Below are 23,794 nucleotides of genomic sequence, written 5' to 3'. Positions count from 1 at the left end.
CAGGTAAAGTTATGCAAAAAACTGTATTAATTACCGGTTGTTCCAGCGGTATCGGGCTGGTTGCGGCACAGGATTTGAAAAACAGGGGCTATCGCGTACTGGCCGCCTGCCGTAAACCTGATGATGTGGCAAAGATGACGCAATTGGGTCTGGAAGGTATTGAACTGGATTTGGATGACAGTGCCAGTGTGGAACGTGCTGCTGCGCAGGTTATCGAACTGACTGGCGGGCGCCTATACGGCCTGTTTAACAATGGTGGTTTCGGCCTGTATGGCCCATTGCACACCATTTCACGCCAGCAGTTGGAAAAGCAGTTTTCCACCAATCTATTCGGCACCCACCAGCTCACGCAATTGCTGTTGCCAGCAATGTTGCCTCACGGCGAAGGGCGTATAATTCAAACCAGTTCGGTGATGGGGTTGGTTTCTACCGCGGGTCGCGGCGCTTATGCGGCCAGCAAATATGCGTTGGAAGCGTGGTCTGATGCACTACGTATGGAACTGCACGACAGTGGTGTACATGTTTGTCTGATTGAACCCGGCCCTATCAGTACCCATTTTACACAAAACGTCAATCAGGCCGAGGCCGATAAACCGGTCAATAATCCCGGTATCGCAAAGCGATTTACCCTGCCCCCGCAGGCTATATTACCGAAATTACGCCATGCACTGGAAAGCCCGCGCCCACAATTGCGCTATCCTGTCACATTAGTGGCCCATGCATTGACCCTATTGCGCCGCATCCTACCGGGGCGAATGTTAGATAAAGTCCTGCGCGGTAATGCCTAACTGACTATCCAAAAATAGTTGGGGTTGAAGCAACATAATCTGCCCCCATCTAGTGTTAAAACGGATGAGAGAAATAATTCATGCTAGCACCTACTACGATTGATATTACTGAAGCAAACCTACACCAGGCCTTAGAACAATCCATGGCCGTGCCGGTACTGTTCTACTTTTGGTCCGAACGCAGCCAGCATTGTCTGCAACTGACGCCAGTGCTGGATAAACTGGCCGCAGAGTATGCCGGTCAATTCATTCTGGCTCGTGTCGACTGCGATGCAGAGCAGATGGTGGCGTCACAGTTTGGTTTACGCTCAATTCCGGCGGTTTATCTGTTTAAAGACGGTCAACCGGTGGATGGCTTCCAAGGACCACAGCCGGAAGAGGTTATCCGCGAGCTATTACAACGGGTATTGCCGAAACCTGAAGAATTGAAAGTTGCCGAAGCCGCACAATTGTTAAGCGAAGGCAAAGTGCAAGAAGCACTGCCACTGCTGAAAGATGCCTGGGCGCTGAGTGGGCAAAACAGTGAAATTGGCCTGCAACTGGCTGAAGTGCAAATTCAGTTGAACCGCAGTGAAGATGCTGAAACGGTGCTGGCAACCATTCCACTGCAAGACCGTGATACCCGTTATCAAGGGCTGATTGCTCAGATTGAGTTGCTCAAACAAGCTGCCGACACGCCAGAGATCCAACAGTTACAACAGCAATTGACTGAGCAGCCTGATAACGTCGAACTCGCGGTGCAATTGGCGCTACAACTGCATCAGGTTGGCCGCAATGAAGAGGCTTTAGAGCTGTTGCTGAGCCATTTGAAGAAAGATCTGGCTGCCGCGAACGGTACTGCACGTAAGACATTAATGGATATTTTAGCTGCACTAGGCACCGGCGATGCACTGGCCGCCAAATATCGTCGTCAACTTTACTCATTACTGTACTGACAGCGAAAGTTAATCGCCATAACCTTTTTGGCGATCCCTTATTTGCTACTGCGCGGGGGCATCCCGCGCGGTTTTATTCTGCCCCAGCCAAGTTTTTTCTCATTTACACGCTTTTACCTGCCTTTAGTTAGGCATTTAACCACCGGTCACGTAATATTAAGAAACAAATATCATTGCTGACAGGAAGTTAAATATGTTTACGGTCATCCCTGTTCTTATCGTTGTAGCCCTGATTGTGGTGTTTTCCTCAATCAAAATTGTTCCACAAGGTTTTCAGTGGACTGTCGAGCGTTTTGGTCGTTATACCAAAACCCTGATGCCAGGCTTGAACATCGTTGTGCCATTTATGGATCGTGTTGGTCGCAAAATCAATATGATGGAACAAGTCTTGGATATCCCATCCCAGGAGATCATTTCCCGCGATAACGCCAACGTAGCAATTGATGCAGTCTGCTTTATCCAGGTTATTGACCCAGTAAAAGCAGCTTATGAAGTCAGCAATTTGGAATCGGCCATCATCAATTTGACCATGACCAACTTCCGTACTGTTTTAGGTTCTATGGAGCTGGATGAAATGTTGTCCCAACGTGACAACATCAACGGCCGCCTGTTGCATATTGTTGATGAAGCCACCAACCCGTGGGGCATTAAAGTGACTCGTATTGAAGTCCGTGATGTGCGCCCACCGGCTGAATTGATTTCTGCGATGAATGCTCAGATGAAAGCGGAACGTACTAAACGTGCTGATATTCTGGAAGCCGAAGGGGTTCGTCAGGCCGCAATTTTGCGTGCTGAAGGTGAGAAGCAATCACAGATTCTGAAAGCTGAAGGTGAACGTCAATCCGCATTCTTGCAAGCAGAAGCCCGTGAGCGTGGTGCTGAAGCTGAAGCTCAAGCTACCAGAATGGTTTCTGAGGCTATTGCTGCCGGTGACATTCAAGCCATTAACTACTTTGTGGCACAGAAATATACCGACGCACTGCAACACATCGGATCCGCCAATAACAGCAAAGTCATTATGATGCCGCTAGAAGCCAGCAGCCTGATGGGTGCTATCGGTGGGATTGCAGAACTGATTGGCGAGAGTAAAAACAGCCGAGGTAAATAACCATGCTGGAGGAAATTGCCGCGAATCCAAGTTGGTTTTGGCTATCCCTCGGCGGGCTGCTTCTGGCCGCCGAGATGCTAGGTGCCAGTGGTTATATGCTGTGGAGCGGCGTTGCCGCCGTAGTCGTGGGCGCGTTAGTCTGGCTATTTCCCTTTAGCTGGGAGATGCAAGGCGTGCTATTTTCCGTCCTGACGGTGGTTGCTGCATTCCTGTGGTGGTATTGGCTGAGTAAACGCATCAAACCACAACCTGCCATGCTGAATCAACGTACCCATCAGCTATTGGGTACGCGAGCCACATTGACCGAACCGACTATTGATGGTTTTGGTCGCATGCGGGTTGGTGACAGTAGCTGGCGTATTTATTGCGCGACCGAACTGGGTGTTGGTACCGAAGTTGAAGTGATATTCGTGGAAGGCAATACCTTGCATGTCCGCGCCATCCCTCAGTAATACCTATATTATCGTCAGTAGCATATTGACCAGCAGGCCGTCAGTTGAGCGGCCTGTCAGTTAACTAACAACTGTTTTATCCCCCACAACCGTCTGTTTGTTAACAACTTTCTCCTTATCATCGCCAGCCTGCTTAGCTGCCGAATGACAACATCCCGACAAATTATTGATAATCGGGCAATCAGCGCCATCATCCCCTGGGCACTCATCTGCCAACGCTAACAAGCGCAAGCGCATCTGGTTAAGATCATCAATATGTTGCTCGATTTCCGCAACCTTTAGTAGCGTCGCCGCTTTCACATCCGCGCTGTGGCGGGCCGGGTTATGAAATAATGCCAGTAACTCGCGACATTCATCCAGTGTAAAGCCAACCTGCCGTGCCTGACGTAGCAGTGTTAACTCTTCAATGTGTTTGGCACTGTAGCTGCGATAGCCGTTATCAGTGCGGATAGGCGGTGTCAGCAGTTTTTTTTCTTCGTAGAAACGTATGGCTTTGCTAGTTAAACCGGTTTTTTTTGCCACATCGCTTATGTTCATACTTCCCCCTTGACCTTCCCCTTGCTGGAAGGTTTAACCTCCATAATTAGTGAAAATAACGATGTCAGTCAAGCGGAATAAAACCTGTACAGCTTAAGGTTATGGATAAATCCATTATCAGCGACAATAAGCGATGTGACTGGGATTACCGACTAAACTTATCCCGACGAAATGAACGGATAAGTGGTTACTCGATAAGGAGTTAATTATGTTGCAAACCACAGTGCTGGCCTTGCATGGTCTTTCCTGTATGAATTGTGCCAAGCGAGTGAAAACCGCCTTAGAAAGTCGTGAAGATATTCATCATGCTGAAGTCGACGTTAACTATGCCAAAGTGACCGGTGAAGCCGATATCAACACGCTGATTGATACTGTCAAACAAGCCGGTTATCAGGCAGAAGCAGCCCAAACACCCGATACACAATTACAGCTCTCAGGCTTAAGCTGCGGCCATTGTACTGAAGCCACACGCCAAGCTCTGGAAGCCATTCCCGGTGTAATTGCAGCCGTGGTGAGTGTGGATAGCGCTAAAGTGTATGGTAAAGCTGATCCTCAGGTGCTGATTAATGCCGTGGAACAGGCGGGTTACCACGCTGCATTGCCAGGTGCCCCGTCCCCAAAAACTGAGCCGCTGACTCACTCAGCCCCATCTCAGCCGGAATATCAGGCAGCGGCCTCTTCAACTATTCCGGCAGTAACACCTGAGATTAATAAAACAGAGACCGCTAACCCAACCACAGCGGTAGATATCGATAGCGTCCAGTTATTACTAACCGGAATGAGCTGTGCCAGTTGCGTATCCAAAGTACAACATGCTCTGGAAGGGGTTGATGGGGTTGAGGTTGCGCGCGTCAATTTGGCGGAACGTAGCGCGTTAGTCACCGGTAACCCAAGCAATGAAGCCTTAATCGCTGCCGTCAAAAATGCCGGTTATGGTGCAGAAATTATTGAAGACGAAGGCGAGCGCCGCGCACGTCAGCAACAGATGTCCCAAGCCAGTATGAAGCGCTTCCAATGGCAAGCAGCGCTGGGCCTGCTGTTGGGTATCCCACTGATGGGATGGGGGTTATTCGGCGGCAGTATGACGCTAACGCCAGAAACCCAGACGCCGTGGCTTATTGTCGGGGTGATTACTCTGCTGGTGATGATATTTGCGGGTGGCCATTTCTATCGCAACGCCTGGATCAGCCTGAAAAATGGCAGTGCCACCATGGATACCTTAGTGGCACTAGGTACCGGAGCGGCGTGGCTCTATTCCATTACGGTGAATATCTGGCCGGATGTTTTCCCGATGGAGGCGCGCCACCTCTATTATGAAGCCAGCGCCATGATAATCGGTTTGATTAACCTTGGTCATGCGATGGAACAACGCGCCAGACAGCGCTCATCTAATGCGTTGGAGCGACTGCTGGACCTGGCACCACCGACAGCACGGCGGGTATCTGACGACGGCGAGCAAGTGATCCCTCTGGCTGAGGTCCAATTGGGCATGACCTTGCGTCTGACTACCGGTGACCGAGTACCGGTTGATGGTGAAATTGTGCAGGGTGAAGTGTGGATGGACGAAGCCATGCTGACCGGCGAACCTATCCCACAACAAAAATCAGCAGGTGATGTGGTACATGCAGGTACCCAAGTACAGGATGGGTCAGTACTGTTCCGCGCCAATGCCATTGGTAGCCAAACCACACTGGCTCGCATCATCAAACTGGTTCGTCAGGCGCAAAGCAGTAAACCAGAAATCGGCAAATTGGCGGACCGAATCTCGGCGGTATTTGTGCCAACCGTGGTGGCAATTGCTGTTATCGCCGGGCTGATTTGGTATTTCCTCGGTCCACAGCCTCAGTTGGTGTACACCCTGGTGGTTGCTACCACAGTGCTCATTATCGCTTGTCCCTGCGCGCTTGGACTGGCGACGCCGATGTCTATCATCTCTGGCGTCGGGCGGGCGGCCGAGTTTGGTGTTTTGGTACGTGATGCCGATGCATTGCAGCAAGCCAGTAATCTCGATACGTTGGTGTTCGACAAAACCGGCACACTAACGGAAGGTCACCCGCAAGTGGTGGCAATTCATACCTTTAACGGTGTCAGCGAACAACAAGCGCTGGGATGGGCCGCAGCACTAGAAACCGGTTCTAATCACCCATTGGCTCGCGCTATTTTGCAACGTGCCGAAGGGCTGACGCTGGCTACCGTCAGTCAGTTCCGCACCTTACGTGGCTTGGGTGTCAGTGGTGAAGTTGACGGCATTCCTTTGTTGCTAGGGAACAACCGCCTGCTGGAGGAACAGAGCATTGATACCCGTGAGTTGCAATCACTCATGCAGCAGCAAGCTGAAAGTGGTGCTACCCCGGTTATCCTCAGCGCGATGGGTAAACCCGCGGCACTGCTGTCGATCCGCGACCCACTGCGCAGCGACAGTGTCAGCGCTCTGCAACGGTTGCATCAACTGGGATACAGTCTGGTGATGTTAACCGGTGATAACCCAATTACCGCCAATGCCATTGCCAAAGAAGCCGGTATTGATCAGGTGATCGCGGGTGTATTGCCGGAGGGTAAAGCTGAGGCTATCAAGCAACTGCAAGCCGCCGGACATAAAGTGGCGATGATTGGTGATGGTATCAATGATGCCCCTGCACTGGCACAAGCGGATGTTGGGATTGCCATGGGTGGTGGTAGTGATATCGCGATTGAAACTGCGGCTATCACGCTAATGCGCCACAGTCTGCATGGGGTTGCGGATGCCGTGGAGCTTGCCAAAGCAACATTGCGCAATATGAAGCAAAACCTATTGGGTGCGTTTTTCTACAACGCACTGGGTATTCCGATTGCTGCGGGAATTCTGTTCCCGTTCACCGGAACATTACTTAGCCCGGTGGTGGCAGGGGCGGCCATGGCGCTGTCATCCATTACCGTAGTCAGCAACGCTAACCGTTTACTGCGTTTTAAACCTAAGCAGTAAGCGCTCCTGATATCCCCAAAGTCATTGGCGTTGCAGGTAGGCTCAGGGATGGGCCGAGTAACAAGAGCAGCTAACCCCCTGCGGCTTCAAGTACAAAGGGTATAGCCTAATGGCGCACAACACTTTCATGTGCGCCATTTAGCGTTTAGCATGTTAAGAAATGCTAAAAAGGGAACCACATGGATATGGGCCAATTATTACGCCACATCGCACGATTTCTCGGTATCCTAACACCGGCGACCTACCCCTATCCGGCGTTGGATATCACCTTACCCCGTGAACGCCACTTCCATATGGTCGGCAGTATTCATATGGGAACCGAGAACATGTTCCCCCTCCCCCACGAATTACTGAATAAATTGAATCAGGCTGATGCACTTATTGTCGAAGCTGATATCACCGACACCTCCTCACCTTTTGGTACCGATACCCTCAGCGAAGCATTAATCGATAGATTACCTGAGGAGCAATATCAGCAACTGTTACAGCGCTGCGAAGAGCTGAGCACTGATCCGCACTCGATGGCCTTTCTACCGGCATGGCAGGTCGCCTTAATGCTTCAGGCTCGCCAGGCTCAACGTCTGGGATTGCGTGGGGAATACGGCATCGATTATCAATTATTGAAAGCGGCAGCAGCACAAGAAAAAAGTGTTATAGAGTTGGAAGGAACACAAATGCAACTCGATTTACTGGAGACATTACCTGATAACGGCATGTCTTTACTGCTTGATACTCTGACCCATTGGCACACCAACGCACGCCTGCTGCAAACCATGATTGGCTGGTGGCTGGAACATCCCCCCACCAATGACCTAACCACACTGGCGCCAACTTTTAGCCAAAATCTATACGATGTGCTGATGATTCAACGGAATAAACGCTGGCAGCAGCAACTAGAACATCTGCCAGCCGGGCGTTATGTGGTCGCGGTCGGTGCACTGCATCTGTATGGCGAGGGTAATCTTCCTGATTTGTTGCAACTCAGCGAGCAGTAATCACCAATAAAAGTAAAAAAATGGCCGATATCGCTATCGGCCAGTCAAAGAGGAATTTTCATTATTTTAGTTATTAAGCGCCCACACTCCTTGCGGATAATATGAGCTGCAGGTACAGGGTAGCAACCTGACGATTAGATTAGCAACTTACATTCATCATAACTCCGGCAATCCATCATGATGCCATTGATTTTATTAGGTTAATTTTTAACTCTATCGCAATGATTGGGTGTAGGATAATCCACTGGAATAAATTTTCATTTTTAATTGGACGTTTATTATGACACCTGCAGTCGTTTTGCTGGAAAAACAAAAAGTTCCGTTCACATTACATCCTTATCACCATGACGCAGCAGAAACCAACTTTGGCGATGAAGCCGTTAAAAAGTTGGGGCTTAATGCTGATCAGGTTTATAAAACCTTGCTGGTCGCCTTGAATGGTGATGCCAAAAATTTGGCGGTTGCCGTTACCCCTGTCGCCACCCAGCTTGATCTGAAAAAAGTTGCGCGTGCTTTGGGTGCCAAAAAGGCGGAGATGGCTGACCCACAATTGGCGCAGCGCACCACCGGTTATTTAGTCGGTGGTATCAGTCCATTAGGGCAGAAAAAGCGCTTACCGACGGTTATCGATAGCTTGGCACAGGCGTATGCCACTATATTCGTTTCTGGCGGAAAGCGGGGGTTAGATATTGAATTGGCTGCAACAGATTTATGCCAGTTGCTACAAGGCAGCTTTGCCGATATTGCTAAGCGCGATTAATTAATTTATTGCATTACAAACCCGCACCGCGCTGCCTATATCTCATGCAATTCACCAGAAGCCTCCACTGCCAAATGGAGGCTTCTGGCTTCACGCCTTACTTATAAACAATCTCACCTTTCGGCTGATACTGACTGGCATCCAGCGGAGAGTGCTTTTCAATATACTGTTTTAACACTTCAGCATCGATAAAACCGGTGTTCACATAGCCCGGTAAGGTATCGATTTTCGGGTAGCCATCGCCGCCTAATGCATTAAAATTCAGGGTGACCAGACGATACATTTTATTCGGGTCTAATGGCTTACCCTGTATTTTTACGTTACTGACGCCATTACCATCAGCGATCAAGCTGACATTGGCAAATTGTGCATAAGCACCTGAATCGACTTTTTTATTCGCCACCACAGCCAGATACTTCTCGACCTCGCTGCCTTTCATATCGGCGTAAACCAATGTATTACCAAATGGCTGGACCTTAAGCACATCTTTATACGTGATATCACCGGCATCGATAGAATCACGCACCCCACCACCACTCATCACCGCGAAGTCTGCACCCGCTCGTTCCATTTGCGCAGCCAATAACATCCGCGCCAGGTTGGTTTGTTCGAAACGAACCTTGCTACGATCACCTTCTAGCTTGCCATTGACACTGCCAACTTTAATATCCAACTGCGCCTTACCTTGCTCTTCAAAAGGCGTAAGTAGCTTCAGCATCGATGGATCTTGCGCAATCTCCTGGGTATAAAAGACCCGCTCACTGGTACCATCAGCCTTCTCAACTTTTTTCTTTAAATTGATTGGAATTAACTGATAACTCACCAGTTTCAACTCACCATTGCGGAATTTAAAATCAGCACGACCAACATATTTACCCCACTCATGAGCTTGAACAATCCAGGTTCCGTTCTGACGATCAGGCGCACAAGGTGTACCGGGAACATAATCAGCCTGCTTATGGTTCTCACTGGCCATACAAACCGGATCTTGCGAGTGACCACCCACTATCATATCTAAATAGCCTGCGGGGAGGCTGCGAGCCATCTCTACATCACCTGGAGCATTCGAACCATGCTTGCCATCATCGTAATGCCCCATATGGGTAGCGGCGATGATAATGTCAGGCTTATCGGTCTTTCGCAGTTGATCGACGACTTGTTTTGCTTCAACGGCCGGGACATGGAATTCAATATCGGTGAAATACTCGGGATTCCCGATCTTGGCAGTATCATCAGTCGTTAAACCAATTACCGCAATTTTCACCCCTTGCTTATCAAACAAGGCATAAGGCTTAAATAAGCGTTGTTGCGTACTTTTCTGGTAGATATTGGCCGATAACAACGGGAAAGTTGCCCACTTCTCTTGTTGTCGCAGCACACTCAATGGATTATCAAATTCGTGATTGCCGATGGCCATCGCGTCGTAACCGACTAGGTTCATACCACGAAAATCAGGCTCCGCATCTTGCAAATCAGACTCAGGCACGCCGGTGTTGATGTCCCCACCTGACAGCAGTAGTAGACTTCCGCCCTCGGCTGCAACTTGTTTGCGAATACTATCAACGACAGTTTTCTGTGCCGCTAAACCATATTCGCCGTGATCGTTTTGCCAGAAATGCCCATGGTGATCATTAGTGTGCAATATAGTGATATCGTAAGTTTTATCTTTTTCCCAGGCAGCAGCCCATCCCGGTGCAAACGCCAGCGACACAGCCAAGGCACATGCTGTGGTCGGTAATGAAAAACGCATGGCAAATCTCCATGTAGTCGTTAAAAACCGGCCTGATAAATCCCGGTTTAATGAGTGAAAAGAGTGTAATGCATATCAATAGCACGATAAATCAACACCATACCGTGACGCCGTAGGCATTGTAATGTGATGATGTATGCATGAATTTCATAACTTTGGAATATATATCAAATTATGTCAGATGTAGTAAAAATCATTCGATCTGCATAATATGTATTCGTTACCAACATATTATTAACAGTGAAATTATTAGGCGAATACTCACTATGACCGATCGTTCTGAGACTGGATTCCAGCCCTCCGTTAATGCCGCTGTAAAACGCACATCCTTCTCTATTCTGGGGGCTATCAGCGTATCTCATCTACTCAACGATATGATCCAATCGTTGATTCTAGCGATTTATCCTTTATTACAAGCCGAGTTTTCACTGAGTTTTACTCAGATAGGGCTAATCACGCTCACTTACCAGCTTACTGCATCACTACTGCAACCCCTGATAGGGCTGTATACCGATAAGCACCCCCAACCTTACTCTTTGCCTATTGGTATGGGTTTTACCTTATCAGGCATATTGCTGCTGGCGGTGGCAACCACTTTCCCTGTGGTTTTATTGGCAGCAGCGCTGGTTGGCACCGGCTCATCGGTATTCCATCCTGAGTCATCACGGGTCGCGCGCATGGCATCCGGTGGTCGCCATGGCCTGGCTCAGTCAGTTTTTCAAGTCGGGGGCAACTTCGGTAGCGCTCTCGGCCCACTATTAGCTGCAATTCTTATCGCTCCTTATGGTAAAGGCAATGTCGGCTGGTTCTCTCTCGCAGCCTTACTGGCCATTGTGGTGCTATTGCAAGTCAGTAAGTGGTATCAGCAACAGCAAAGAGCAACACATGGCAAAGTGATAAAAACCTCATCGGCAAAATTACTGCCTAAAAAGACGGTTATTAAGACGTTAGTTATTTTAATGGTGCTGATATTCTCTAAATACTTCTACTTGACCAGCATTAGCAGCTATTACACCTTTTATTTGATGCATAAGTTCGGTGTTTCAGTACAAAACGCCCAAATACATTTATTTGTGTTCTTATTCGCAGTCGCCGCTGGCACCATAATTGGCGGTCCTCTTGGTGATCGGATAGGGCGAAAATATGTTATTTGGGGGTCAATACTGGGTGTAGCGCCATTTACCCTTATTTTACCCTATGCTTCGTTGTATTGGATGGGGGTTTTAACCGTAATCATTGGCGTCATCCTCGCATCAGCCTTCTCTGCAATACTGGTGTATGCCCAGGAGTTGATCCCAGGGAAAGTGGGGATGGTATCCGGTCTATTCTTCGGTTTTGCTTTCGGTATGGGTGGGTTAGGTGCGGCTGTACTAGGGTATGTTGCTGATTTAACCAGTATTGAGCTGGTTTACCAAATATGTGCATTCCTGCCATTACTGGGGATATTTACTGCCTTATTGCCCAATATAGAAGATAAGTAATAGTAATAACCTTATAATCCCGACTGAGACTAGCACTTCAGTCGGGAGAGCCCCCTGTGTAATCGTGACAAAAACAGCAAGTCCCCCACAAATAACCACTTCAAACAATTTCCATGCCAAACTAGACTTTTATCGATAAAAAATGAATTTTTATCGCGCATTGATCGCATAAATACAATAAACTGATGTTATTGCTGTGAAATGCTTGCTGCTCCACATATCCCAATACTCATCCAAAAGGCAGCAAGCGCGTGATAAATCTGTTGGGAGTGGATTTAAACGCTCCTTGCAGCGGCCTCGCAGAGATGGGCCAAGTAATAAACGTAGCCAACACACCTGCAATTTGAAAGATGGCGGGTATAACGAGAAGGAGTCTGGATGCACCACTCAACACCCTTAATCACCACGATCGTCGGAGGCCTTGTTCTCGCCTTCCTCTTGGGTTCCCTGGCCCACCGCCTACGCATCTCACCACTGGTGGGATACCTTGCCGCAGGGGTGCTTGCCGGGCCATTCACGCCGGGTTTTGTTGCTGATACTTCATTAGCTCCCGAACTGGCTGAAATCGGTGTTATTTTGTTGATGTTTGGTGTCGGACTTCACTTCTCGCTTAAAGACCTCCTCGCAGTAAAAGCAATCGCCATCCCCGGAGCCGTGACACAAATAGCCGTTGCTACTCTGCTAGGTATGGGCTTGTCTCATTTATTAGGCTGGGATTTAGTCACCGGCTTGGTATTTGGGTTATGTCTGTCAACCGCCAGTACCGTGGTATTACTGCGCGCACTGGAAGAACGGCAACTGATTGATAGTCAGCGAGGGCAGATTGCTATCGGCTGGTTGATTGTTGAAGATTTGGCAATGGTACTGACATTAGTGTTATTACCCGCATTTGCCGGAGTCATGGGCAACGAAACCACGAGCCTGAGCCAACTGTTTACAGAGCTAGCGATTACTATTGGTAAAGTGATCGCTTTCATAACCTTAATGATTGTCGTCGGTCGTCGGCTGGTGCCCTGGATACTGGCTAAAACAGCCAGTACTGGCTCGCGAGAACTCTTTACTCTAGCAGTCTTAGTCTTGGCGCTTGGGATAGCCTACGGCGCTGTAGGGTTGTTTGACGTATCATTTGCTCTCGGCGCATTCTTCGCAGGAATGGTATTAAACGAATCTGAGCTGAGCCACCGTGCCGCACAAGATACCTTGCCGCTGCGTGATGCCTTTGCCGTGCTGTTCTTTGTTTCAGTCGGCATGTTATTCGATCCGATGATTTTGCTACGAGAACCATTAGCAGTGTTAGCGTCATTGACCATCATTATCTTCGGTAAATCGGTGGCAGCTTTCATTCTGGTGCGGCTGTTTGGCCACTCAAAACGCACAGCACTCACTATTTCCGTTAGCCTGGCCCAAATTGGGGAGTTCGCCTTTATTCTGGCGGGGCTGGGTATTTCTCTTGGTTTAATGTCTGAACATGGCCGTAATCTGGTACTGGCGGGAGCGATTCTGTCTATTATGCTCAACCCGTTACTTTTCACCTTGCTAGATCGCTATTTAGCCAAAAATGAGACGATGGAAGATCTTATTCTGGAAGAGGCGGTAGAAGAGGAAAAACAGATACCTGTAGATTTATGCAATCATGCATTATTGGTGGGATATGGCCGGGTTGGCAGCTTATTAGGGGCAAAACTTCATGCGGAAGGCATCCCGCTGGTCGTCGTAGAAAATTCGCGCCCGCGAGTGGAAGCACTCCGTGAACAAGGTATTAATGCGGTATTAGGTAATGCTGCAAGCGCAGATATTATGTCACTGGCGCGTCTGGATTGCGCCCGTTGGTTATTGCTGACCATACCAAATGGCTACGAAGCCGGTGAAATAGTCGCATCAGCCAGAATTAAGCGGCCAGACCTTGAGATAATCGCCCGCGCCCATTATGACGATGAAGTGGTTTATATCTCAGACCGTGGCGCTAACCAGGTTGTTATGGGGGAGCGCGAAATCGCCAACAGCATGCTTAATATGCTGAAAATAGAAACGCTGACTGAAGAAGATAAAATGCCAGTTTGCCCAATTTAAAATTATATCTGTGTTTATAATTGAAGTTCTATACCCTAAATAATTCGAGTTGCGGGAAGGCAGCAACTAAGCAAATCCCCAGAAGCTTACACGAGTAAGTGACTGGGGTGACAAATCTGCCGGGAGCAGATTTGAACGCTGCTTGCAGCGGCCTCGCCTTGCGAGGCCCAAGGATGGGCTGAGTAATGAGAGCAGCCAACACACCTGCAACTTAAAGTATGACGGGTATCTTACCGCTCCCAGTAAGACTCTTCTAAACTATCTTCCCGTTCAGGCAAGCCACGTGTTAAACGCGGCGAATGCTGGTTTAATACCTGATAACTGACCCGATTGGCGTATTTACACACTTGTGCCAGGGAGGAGTAGCTAAGGTAACTATGCACATGTTTGCTAGAGTTCGGAACATTATTACGATGATAGCCATTCGCCGCAATATCATGCAGCACAGCGGATAATGCACCATCCCCTGCCCCGTTGGTATTCATTATTTTCTCAGGCCCGCCCATATAAGGGGCAATGTGAGAATAGATACGTAATGGATGATCACAATGCGCTTGGCGCATTGCCCGGCTAAATTCATACAAGTTAAATTCTGCGATAGCGCCAGGTAATAATGGATGCTGTGTTTGGCGCTTATTCGCCTCTTCGGTATATCCTGCCATATAAAGCCCATTCGGGCCGGCAGTACAAAGCACTAAATCCACCCAATTCAATGCCATGTTAGAAGCCATCAACGGATCATTCAGGCCCGTCAGTTCATAAGCCTCATCTTCATTCATCGCTAATATAGAAACATGCTCGTTGAGAAAATCACGCCACCACTGCGGATTATCTGCAATAACATATTTCGTCCCCAGGGTCATCACGACCGGAACATCATGCTTCTTCGCATAGCTGATGGCTTGCATTGTGGCAGCAGGCATCGGCTCATCCGGCTTACAACGCACCAGATAAGCAGTCAGCACCAGAGCAGAAGCTCCTGCAATCACATCTTCAGGAATACTTTCAGGACGTAGCTGATTCATTTGCCCGGGACTGATAGCAAAAGTCCGCTCACCATTATCACTAATCAAAGTAAAGCAGCGGCCAATAGCACCATCAACTGCCTGCAAATAATTCAGGTCAGTGCGACTTGAGGTATTACACAGATAGCGATAGGCATAACTACCGATCTTAATATTGCTACACATGGTGCCCAACAGGATGGAACGATCATCAGCAAGGACAGAATAGTTGTGTAAGGTATTACCAATGGTACCGCCAGCAAACTCATGAGTAATCAACCCATTAGCAGTTAGTTCCTGATAAAGGTTTTCAGCGATATCATCTTCAATCACTAAAGAGTGCCCTTGGCTCAGACCATAACGGGCAATAAAGCTCTCATCAACCTTGGCTTCAATATCAACCAACGTCTGGTCAATGCCAACGATATAAGAGGTACTCACTTCATTTTCAGTCTGCGCCGGTTGCAATAAAGGGTCACGGGCATTCACCGGAAAGTAGTGCTTAGATTTGCGTTTACCAGGAAATTTCATTGTTTTGAGTTACAAATTGAAATGGGAAGATAAGGAATTTTAGCATATGTAAGCATGAATTTAGCGGGCATAACCATTAGGATTTGATTGTTGCCAGTTCCATGCATCCTTTATCATTTCCGTTAGGTTCCTCTTAGCTTTCCAATCTAATTCTTTGAGCGCGAGTTCAGTACTTGCCCAGCACTCCGCGATATCACCAGCCCGACGCGCCGTTATTTCATAGGGGATTTTTTTGCCCGAAATGCGTTCAAATTCACTCACCATCTGAAGTACTGAATATCCTACACCTGACCCCAGATTATAAACTTTGTACCCAGCAGTCAGCCGATTAAGTGCACAAACATGCCCATCAGCAAGATCCATAACATGAATATAATCACGTACGCCTGACCCATCGTTAGTCGGATAGTCATTACCATATACGGCTAATTTTGGCAGTTTACCACCCGCAACTTGAGTAATAAACGGCAACAGATTGTTTGGCTTTCCATTTGGATCCTCGCCAATCAAACCTGAAGGATGGGCGCCAACAGGATTAAAATAACGCAATGCTCTTATCGCAAACTCGGGGTGAGCAAAAGAGAAATCCTTCAATATCTGTTCAACCATGACTTTCGATGAACCATATGGATTGGTCGTGCCTCCAATACGCGCATCCTCGGTCAGTGGGATAAACTCAGGATCACCGTATACTGTGGCTGATGAGCTGAATATCAGCTTCGTTACACCTGCAATTAACATTTCTTCAAGTAGGGTGATAGAACCTGTAACGTTATTTTGATAATATTCTATAGGTTTAATCACTGACTCACCTACCGACTTTAGGCCAGCAAAGTGAATAACAGAATCAATACTGTGCTCTAAGAATATTTTTCTTAGGCAACTTTTGTCTAATACATCACCTTGGTAAAATGTAGCCGAGCAGCCAGCAATTTCGGAAACACGTAATAATGACTCAGCAGAAGCGTTAGATAAATTGTCTAATACAACAATATCTTCCCCTTGCTCCAATAATACTAATACCGTATGCGAGCCAATATAACCTGCACCACCAGTAACTAAAACAGTCATAATCTACCTTTAAAATGTAATGATTTAGAGTTTCATATTACGGCCCAAATATTATCTCTCTGCACTTATCTTTAACATTCTTTATATCGAATTTACTCTTTTGCATCTGTGCAGATTTGTAAAAGAAGTCATAATTTGAAAATATGGTATTGAGAGCACTTTCTAGGTTTTCTGTCGTGTTATTTATCAGAATACCATTTTGGTCGACTATTTCAGCACAACCCCCCACATTACTTATGATGATAGGTAGACTAGCACTGACCGCCTCAATCGCAGCCATTGGCAAACCTTCACTTTCAGATGTTAGCACAAACACATCATAGTCATTAAACCTGTTAAATCCTTTAATTTCCCCATAGAAATGAATGTTTTTATAACTGCTATATTCTTTCTCAAGTTCTTTATAATACTCACCATCTCCAACCATATCGAGATTAAAATGAGGATTAACGGCAGCAACTTTCAACATCAAGTCAGGTCGTTTAGGATAAGCAAGTCGACATACATAAATTATTTTATTTTTACACGGTCGATCAGAACGTTCAATCAATGGTGTTATAGCATTAAGCTGGACCGTAATCTTTTCAGGTTTAATACCAATAATATTAACCGCCTTATCAGCATCACTTTGAGACACACACCAAATCACATCAGTAATATTTGAAAGCAGTTTTTCAACATAACAAAATATAAACTTTAACACATTGCCATTGTATATACATGACCAGCCATGTGAAACATACACGCCGCGAAAACGTAAAAATAAACGAGCCAGACGACTGTAAAGACCTGCATTAGCTGAACTTGAAACCACTACATCAATTTTATTATCCTTGAGCACCTTATATAAACAATAAATAGCTTTAATACTGGCCATTTTTCTAATCTCAGGGATGATAATAATTTTATCGCAAACTATAGTTTCTGTTAACCAGCCTGATTCAGAGGTTATCAATATTATATTACAATCATCCTTAAGCAATTTGACTTGTTCTAAAACCCAACCTTGCGCACCACCAATTATTGATTTAGTGATTACGAATGCAATGTTTTTCATATTGTTTCCATAAACTATAAAATACCAATCTATTTATAAAAAACCCTAACCCATCAATTAATATTAATAGACATATTTTTTTCGTGATGGCTATTTTGCCAAGCCAAATCACAAATACCATCTGTTGGTTGAAAACCAACAGGAGCCTCTAATAATAAAGAGCGAATATATTCATAATCAAAGTCATTACAAGCACTTTCAATTGTACTGAGCAATACATTTAGTTTATCCCATTCAAGCATCACCTCAGTAGCAGTCATAATTCGGGGATGATAGGTATTTTGTACCGACTCTCCAATCAATAGCTCTTCGTATAATTTTTCACCTGGGCGCAAACCTGAAATTTCTATCGCAATATCACCATCAGGGTTTTCATCACTCTTAACTGAAAGCCCAGAAAGGTTGACCATGCGCTTAGCCAAGTCGATAATCTTAACAGGATCTCCCATATCTAATACAAACACATCGCCTCCTTGCCCCATTGCCCCAGCTTGAATAACCAGTTGTGCCGCTTCGGGGATAGTCATAAAGTAGCGGATAATATCTTTATGGGTGAGCGTGATTGGCCCCCCTTCAGCGATTTGTTTCTTAAATAGCGGAACAACAGAACCTGAGGAACCTAGAACATTGCCAAAACGTACCATGCAGAATTTTGTATGACATTGCTCATTAGATAATGCCTGCAATACAAGTTCAGCCATTCTCTTGGTGGCCCCCATGGTATTGGTTGGCCGCACCGCTTTATCAGTCGATATCAAAACAAACTTTTCGACTCCCGACTTAATGGCTGCCTTTGCACAAAATAGAGTGCCAAATATGTTATTTCTCACACCTTCAATAACATTATTCTCAACCAGTGGAACATGCTTATAAGCGGCAGCATGGTAGACAGTATTCACTTGAAAGTTAGTCATTACTTGCACTAGTCTACTTTCATTTTGAACTGAACCGAGTAATGCGACAAATTCCGAATCAATTTTATGGCTCCTGCATATTGCCGCTATATCATTTTCAATAGAATAAAGAGAGAATTCAGAGACATCAAAAAGAACCAATAATTGTGGTTTTTCAATAATTATTTGGCGACACAATTCAGAGCCAATTGAACCGCCAGCACCGGTTACCATAACGACCTTGCCAGTGATATTTTTGGCTAATAACTTTTCATCAGGTACAACTGGATCACGCCCCAATAATTCCTCAATTGAGACTTTCTTTAAACTGCTGATTTGTGCTCGGCCTTCAACTAAGTCCGACATACCAGGGATAGATAAGACTTCACAAGAAAGATTTTCTAGCTTACCAACCACAGCTTTACGCTGGCTTTGGCTAACACTTGGCATTGCAAGTAAGACTTTTTTAATACCGTAACGACCTATCAAATACTCAAGTTTCTCTGAAGGATAAACAGTAAATCCATGAATAACTGCTTTGTGTAACTTAGGATTATCATCAACAAACGCAATAGGAAAATATTCGCTAGCTTGCATTAAAGCAGGCAACAATTGTCGACCAGAAGCACCTGCGCCATAAATAACAACAGGAATTTGTCCTCTAACACCATAGTTCAGTAACATGCGGAAGAACAACCGAGAACCACAAATAAGGACTAACGAGAATACAAAGAACATGACTGATACTGTTCTTGGCAAGTAGACACCTAAGAAGTAGGAACCAAAAACAAGTAAACCCGTAGAAAGTATTACACCGACGAACACGGTAGTGACAATTTTCGCACTGACATAGCGAAGTACAGTACGGTACAACCCGAGTCGGATAAAGACTAAAAGCGTTGGCGGTATAATTACGGCCAATGCAGCCCATTGTTCAGTGCTGCTAAATGGACTATCAACATCCAGGCGAACCCAAAAAGCGCCCCAATATGCTAACCCGATGAGAGTAGCATCTAATAACAACATAATAATTCTTTTAACAGTTCTTGGTAAAGATAATAGAAATACGAGAAACATATAATACCTAATCCCAAGCCAGAAAACGCAATTCAAACTAATGACTATTTAAGAAAATTTAGTCAGAATTAAAATAAAACGCAACTGACTTAATTGTTTTTCACACCCGCATCAAGCTTATAATCCAAATATATAATTGGAGCATAGGCAATAATCAAAGCAACCATTGGATTAATGGTATTTAGTCCGACGAGCAATGCAATAGGGAATAACCAAACAATATTTATAACGATAGCAGATAATGTAACTGGTAAATGTCTTTTAAATCTTCTGGATGCAATCTGGTAACCATGACTTCGATGAGCTTCATAAACTTTAAAACCACCCAAAATTCTACGAATGAGAGTCCATGTTGCATCGACAATAAATAGACCCAATAGGATCAACCAACAGAAGAAAAATTTTGATTCTATCCAACCGGCACTTATCGCTAGAGAGCCTATGATTAATCCCAGAAAACCACTACCTGCGTCTCCCATAAATATCTTTGCAGGAGGGAAATTCCATAATAAAAACCCTAAGACAGTCACCGCCAGCAACCAAAGAACCAGATAGTTATCTAAGCCAACTTTATCACCACTAATTATATAGATCACGATCGCACCGAGACTGACCATTACGGCTTGAGCACTCGCCAAACCATCAATACCATCCATGAAATTATAGAGATTAAGCATCCATACCAAAAATAGCAGGCCCAAAATGTTACCGACAATACCCAAATAGATTATTGTCCCAAAAATAGTTAATGGCGGGAAACCGCCTAGACAAAACAATAAAAATGCTGCTGAAGAAAAATGTGCCATGAGACGCCAACGAGCAGCAATATGCCCGTGGTCATCCCAAAATCCGACTATAGCAATTACCCCACCAGAGGCAATTAACCCGACTGTCGTAAGAGTCGTTAAATAACCTTGAAAATAAAAAATCGCTAAGCCGATTAAAAAACTTATAACAATAGCAACACCACCACCTCTTGGCGTTGGAATTACATGTGAACTACGTGAGTTAGGAGTATCAATAATATTATTTTTAAAGGCGTAAATTCGTAATAAATACGTTAGTACAAATGACACAATCAGAAAAAAAAGTAGTAATAACATTACAGTTGGCATATACCCCCCAGAAAAACCGCATAGACGTGATAATTAAAACAATAAACACTGATATTTTTTAGTTTCCTTACAAAAAAAATAAATTAAACTCTTATTTTCTGCAAGAAGTATATATAGATATCCAGTGGTCAACTATTTTATCAATAGAATTTGTTTTTACGATACGCGCTCTAACTTTTTCGCCTAACGATACTTTATCGTCATCAGATAAATTTATCATTTTATATATAGCATTAGACAAAGCGTCAGGATCTTTAACTGGGACAACAGCGCCACATTCACCTAAAGCCTCCTTAATACCACCAGAGTCTGTAGCAACAATTAACTTTTTACATGCCATCGCTTCAGTAATAACCAGCGGAAACCCTTCCCATTCGGAAGACAACACGAAAATATCGGTAGCACACATTAGTTGCTGGATGTCATCCCTGCGTCCAAGAAAGGTAACGTACTGCTCAATAGCAAGTTCACTGGCCATGTTTTTAAGATAACTATCAAGATGACCCGTTCCCACAATGAATAGTCGTGGAATAATTTTATAGCTATAATTTTTGAGAAGTAAAGAGTATGCATTCAGTAAGTTTGGATAATCTTTTGCTTCCATTAACCTTCCAACACTCAATAGCATTGGTGTCTCATCTGATATAGCTAACTCAGCTCTTTTCGTTTGTCTATCACTTACCGAAAAATCAAATTGAGAGGTATCAATTCCATTTGTTACCACAATCATTCTATTGGCAGTAGAAGCCCGTTTGCTAACAAAAGAATCAACAGCATCCTGGCTAACATTAGTGGATAGCGAAGCGAGACGGTCAGTATATCTATACGCTAACATTCTCAGCGTACTACCTTCATTAGTATTATGCGCAGTACATATTAAAACTGGAATTTTGGTGAATAGTCGAAGTATCCGGGAGAATATGTTGGCATGAAACATATGACTATGAATGACATCAGGTTTAAATTTCTTTATTATTTGTCTAGCTTTGAAGAATCCATTACATAGATTAAAAATGCTCTTATCTAAATTTAACTCTCTCAGGTGGATACCCTGTTCAGGCCTTACTACCGTCTCACCTGTCAGCGATATGATCATGACATTATGTCCAGCCGAAAGCATCTTATTCGCGAGCAAGAGCGTCTGTTTTTCAGCCCCCCCCATACCTAACCCTGTAATAATGTATAATAAATTCACTGGTATCTTCTTATCCAATTGGAGTTAAATTCTAAACTCTATTTTCACTCATTAACGTTTCGATCAGGTTTTTCCATTTATTTCCGATCGTAGACTCTATTCTATACTGTTCTGCATTCTCTAATGATTTAATTGACATGGTTTCTCTTAATTCTTCATTATTAATCAGTATAAGAAGTTGTTTTACGAATTTATCACTATCATCAAAGGGTATAATAAATCCATCCTCATAGTCAGTGATGAGTTCTGAAGGGCCAGTATCGCAATCATAAGCTATTATCGGTAGTCCACTTGCTTTAGCTTCAAGCAAAACCATAGGGAATCCTTCGAACCGAGAAGTCATTACATAGATATTAGACTGATTATATAACTCTCTCACATAAGGAGTGGTGGGTAGTAACTCTATATTCTTAAGATTTAATCTCTTTATTTTATCTAATAAAAATTGCTTATCCTCACCATCACCTGCGATTATAAGTTTCCAGTCACGATTTTCCTCTTGTACTTTAGCCCAAATATCGATTAAGAGATCAAAACCCTTCTGGTAAGTAAATCGTCCTAGAGCCAAAACATTTTTTGAGTTTTTTTTAATTAGTTTATCTTTTACATCAAAGGGTAATGGATTAGGTATCGATATTATTCTTTCTGGATATTTATTTTCTTCTAGCCAATACTGGCGATCTTTTTCTGTTAACGTGACTACTGCGTCAGCATATTTGGCTGCTACTTTCCTGGCTAGTTTTCGTGACTTTATATTTAGATCATTTTTATAATTAAAATGTTCCCACGAGATATGTTTTTTTTTGGTTCCTAATAAAGCTGTAGTACTAAATAATGCTAACATTGTATCAACATCAATCAAAACATCGATTGATTCATCTATTAAGATACGGCGTAATCTAAAAACGACAGACAAATAAGCAAGTGAGAAGCGTTTTTTTTTATCAAAAAGTGATACGATTTTTATTCTTTCATCTGCATGAAAAAAAGGCGAAGCATTACCACTTAAACTGATAATAATAACCCGATAGCCATCTTTAACCAGATAGTTAGCAAGAGCTAAACTGACTCTCTCAGTACCACCGGTGAGACTAATATCGCCACCAAAGAAAGCAATTACTTTCATGAAATCCCTTGTTGTGACTTAATTTTACGAATTATTACACCAGGCAGTGTAACAATTTTAAGTAAGAGTGAATTTTTTTCTTCAATTACATACTTCTCATCCATCATAGCGATAGCCTGATTAATACGTATGATAGTTTTTATAAAATCCAATGGCCTATATAACCATACAACCTTTGGAGTATTACCCAGTAATGCCTTACGCGAGATATAATGGCCTATTGCATGCTTTTTTATTGAGGACTGACTGAGCCGGTTCGTTTTCTCATCATCAAAAAAGATGCGAACTGGAATTGAACTATAAAAAAATGAATACTCTTTAGATATCGTACTATAAAACCAAATTTCAGGAATAAAATTAATTCCTGGCTTAACTGGATAATAATATTTTTGTAAGTACTCTGTTTTAAACAAATCAATTCTCTCACCACGGATACCTGAACGAAACTCATCTAACCATGAGCTTTTCTTATCTTCATTGGATAAGTAATAATTATTAGGTTTCATTGTTTCTGAGCTAACAGACAAAGCTCTTATACCAATAATGTCTTTATCATCCAGTACTTTTGTTATTGAAAGTAATTTGCTTATTGAACCACTAATAAGAGCATCATCGGAATCCAACCCGATAAAATACTCACCACTCGCATTCTCTACCGCCTTATTCCAAGCAGCTTGCTTCCCACTATTATCTTGATAGATATACCTTATTTTTATTCTATTTTCATTTTGAAAATTATTTACAACATCAATTGTGTTATCTATCGAACCATCATCAATTATTAACCACTCAATATCATTTCTATTTTGCTCTAATATGGAAAGATAGCAGCGCTTTAGCACTTTAGCTCTATTAAAAGTAGGAGTAAATATAGTAACAGTAACCAT

The 23,794-nt window shown here is 44.3% G+C and carries 19 protein-coding genes; 9 read left to right on the top strand and 10 right to left on the bottom strand.

Annotation, left to right across the window (positions count from 1 at the left end):
• Window positions 1–11 precede the first annotated feature (11 nt).
• The 4 genes from ACWJJO_RS06120 to ACWJJO_RS06105 all read left to right on the top strand — a co-directional run bounded on the left by ACWJJO_RS06120 (window position 12) and on the right by ACWJJO_RS06105 (window position 3,283).
• Window positions 12–788 carry an SDR family oxidoreductase gene (locus tag ACWJJO_RS06120; protein WP_372558231.1) on the top strand — a complete coding sequence of 259 codons (777 nt, stop codon included), beginning with the start codon at window positions 12–14 and terminating at the stop codon, window positions 786–788.
• A gap of 80 nt (window positions 789–868) precedes the next feature.
• Window positions 869–1,723, top strand: coding sequence for a co-chaperone YbbN (locus tag ACWJJO_RS06115; protein WP_083159919.1), 855 nt, complete (start codon window positions 869–871; stop codon window positions 1,721–1,723).
• A gap of 193 nt (window positions 1,724–1,916) precedes the next feature.
• Window positions 1,917–2,831, top strand: coding sequence for an SPFH domain-containing protein (locus ACWJJO_RS06110; RefSeq protein WP_004704953.1), 915 nt, complete (start codon window positions 1,917–1,919; stop codon window positions 2,829–2,831).
• A 2-nt stretch (window positions 2,832–2,833) separates the two neighbouring features.
• Window positions 2,834–3,283, top strand: a complete 450-nt coding sequence (locus ACWJJO_RS06105) for an NfeD family protein (protein ID WP_083159921.1) — start codon at window positions 2,834–2,836, stop codon at window positions 3,281–3,283.
• Window positions 3,284–3,343: 60 nt separating this feature from the next.
• On the opposite strand, the gene cueR is transcribed toward ACWJJO_RS06105, so the two are convergent.
• The gene (gene cueR, locus ACWJJO_RS06100; RefSeq protein ID WP_481090780.1) at window positions 3,344–3,820 is read right to left on the bottom strand and encodes a Cu(I)-responsive transcriptional regulator; all 477 of its coding nucleotides are present in this window, start codon (window positions 3,818–3,820) and stop codon (window positions 3,344–3,346) included.
• Window positions 3,821–4,028: 208 nt separating this feature from the next.
• On the opposite strand from cueR, the gene copA reads away from it, so the two are divergent.
• From copA to ybaK, 3 genes are all read left to right on the top strand, one after another.
• Window positions 4,029–6,782 carry a copper-exporting P-type ATPase CopA gene (gene copA / locus ACWJJO_RS06095; RefSeq protein ID WP_481090779.1) on the top strand — a complete coding sequence of 918 codons (2,754 nt, stop codon included), beginning with the start codon at window positions 4,029–4,031 and terminating at the stop codon, window positions 6,780–6,782.
• A gap of 185 nt (window positions 6,783–6,967) precedes the next feature.
• The gene (locus tag ACWJJO_RS06090; protein ID WP_420072950.1) at window positions 6,968–7,777 is read left to right on the top strand and encodes a TraB/GumN family protein; all 810 of its coding nucleotides are present in this window, start codon (window positions 6,968–6,970) and stop codon (window positions 7,775–7,777) included.
• A gap of 280 nt (window positions 7,778–8,057) precedes the next feature.
• Window positions 8,058–8,537, top strand: coding sequence for a Cys-tRNA(Pro)/Cys-tRNA(Cys) deacylase YbaK (gene ybaK / locus ACWJJO_RS06085; RefSeq protein WP_083159927.1), 480 nt, complete (start codon window positions 8,058–8,060; stop codon window positions 8,535–8,537).
• A 97-nt stretch (window positions 8,538–8,634) separates the two neighbouring features.
• Here ybaK and ushA read toward each other — a convergent pair whose 3' ends face one another.
• Window positions 8,635–10,287 (bottom strand): bifunctional UDP-sugar hydrolase/5'-nucleotidase UshA, encoded by a 1,653-nt coding sequence (gene ushA / locus ACWJJO_RS06080; RefSeq protein ID WP_481090778.1) that lies wholly within the window; start codon window positions 10,285–10,287, stop codon window positions 8,635–8,637.
• Window positions 10,288–10,553: 266 nt separating this feature from the next.
• Here ushA and rosA point away from each other — a divergent pair, with 266 nt between their 5' ends.
• Both rosA and ybaL read left to right on the top strand, forming a co-directional pair.
• On the top strand, window positions 10,554–11,768 hold the full coding sequence (gene rosA, locus ACWJJO_RS06075) for an MFS transporter RosA (RefSeq protein WP_083159931.1): 1,215 nt from the start codon (window positions 10,554–10,556) through the stop codon (window positions 11,766–11,768).
• A 378-nt stretch (window positions 11,769–12,146) separates the two neighbouring features.
• Window positions 12,147–13,838 (top strand): YbaL family putative K(+) efflux transporter, encoded by a 1,692-nt coding sequence (ybaL, locus tag ACWJJO_RS06070; protein ID WP_083159933.1) that lies wholly within the window; start codon window positions 12,147–12,149, stop codon window positions 13,836–13,838.
• A 230-nt stretch (window positions 13,839–14,068) separates the two neighbouring features.
• On the opposite strand, the gene ACWJJO_RS06065 is transcribed toward ybaL, so the two are convergent.
• From ACWJJO_RS06065 to ACWJJO_RS06030, 8 genes are all read right to left on the bottom strand, one after another.
• The gene (locus ACWJJO_RS06065; RefSeq protein WP_420072931.1) at window positions 14,069–15,373 is read right to left on the bottom strand and encodes an inosine/guanosine kinase; all 1,305 of its coding nucleotides are present in this window, start codon (window positions 15,371–15,373) and stop codon (window positions 14,069–14,071) included.
• A gap of 60 nt (window positions 15,374–15,433) precedes the next feature.
• A complete protein-coding gene (gene galE, locus ACWJJO_RS06060; protein ID WP_481090777.1) occupies window positions 15,434–16,444 on the bottom strand; it encodes a UDP-glucose 4-epimerase GalE in 1,011 nt (336 codons plus the stop codon).
• 37 nt (window positions 16,445–16,481) lie between these two features.
• A complete protein-coding gene (locus ACWJJO_RS06055; RefSeq protein ID WP_372568781.1) occupies window positions 16,482–17,501 on the bottom strand; it encodes a glycosyltransferase in 1,020 nt (339 codons plus the stop codon).
• Window positions 17,502–17,554: 53 nt separating this feature from the next.
• Window positions 17,555–19,420, bottom strand: a complete 1,866-nt coding sequence (locus ACWJJO_RS06050) for a polysaccharide biosynthesis protein (RefSeq protein WP_372568780.1) — start codon at window positions 19,418–19,420, stop codon at window positions 17,555–17,557.
• A 140-nt stretch (window positions 19,421–19,560) separates the two neighbouring features.
• On the bottom strand, window positions 19,561–20,586 hold the full coding sequence (locus ACWJJO_RS06045; protein WP_372568779.1) for an MraY family glycosyltransferase: 1,026 nt from the start codon (window positions 20,584–20,586) through the stop codon (window positions 19,561–19,563).
• Window positions 20,587–20,677: 91 nt separating this feature from the next.
• Window positions 20,678–21,781: a glycosyltransferase gene (locus ACWJJO_RS06040; RefSeq protein ID WP_372568778.1), complete on the bottom strand. Its 1,104-nt coding sequence runs from the start codon at window positions 21,779–21,781 to the stop codon at window positions 20,678–20,680.
• 31 nt (window positions 21,782–21,812) lie between these two features.
• Window positions 21,813–22,907: a glycosyltransferase family 4 protein gene (locus ACWJJO_RS06035; RefSeq protein WP_481090776.1), complete on the bottom strand. Its 1,095-nt coding sequence runs from the start codon at window positions 22,905–22,907 to the stop codon at window positions 21,813–21,815.
• Complete coding sequence (locus tag ACWJJO_RS06030; protein ID WP_083159949.1) at window positions 22,904–23,794, bottom strand: glycosyltransferase family A protein; 891 nt, start codon at window positions 23,792–23,794, stop codon at window positions 22,904–22,906. Before ACWJJO_RS06030 ends, ACWJJO_RS06035 begins: the two co-directional genes overlap by 4 nt.

Source organism: Yersinia antarctica (assembly GCF_056636475.1).
This window is presented reverse-complemented; position numbering and strand designations above follow the sequence as displayed.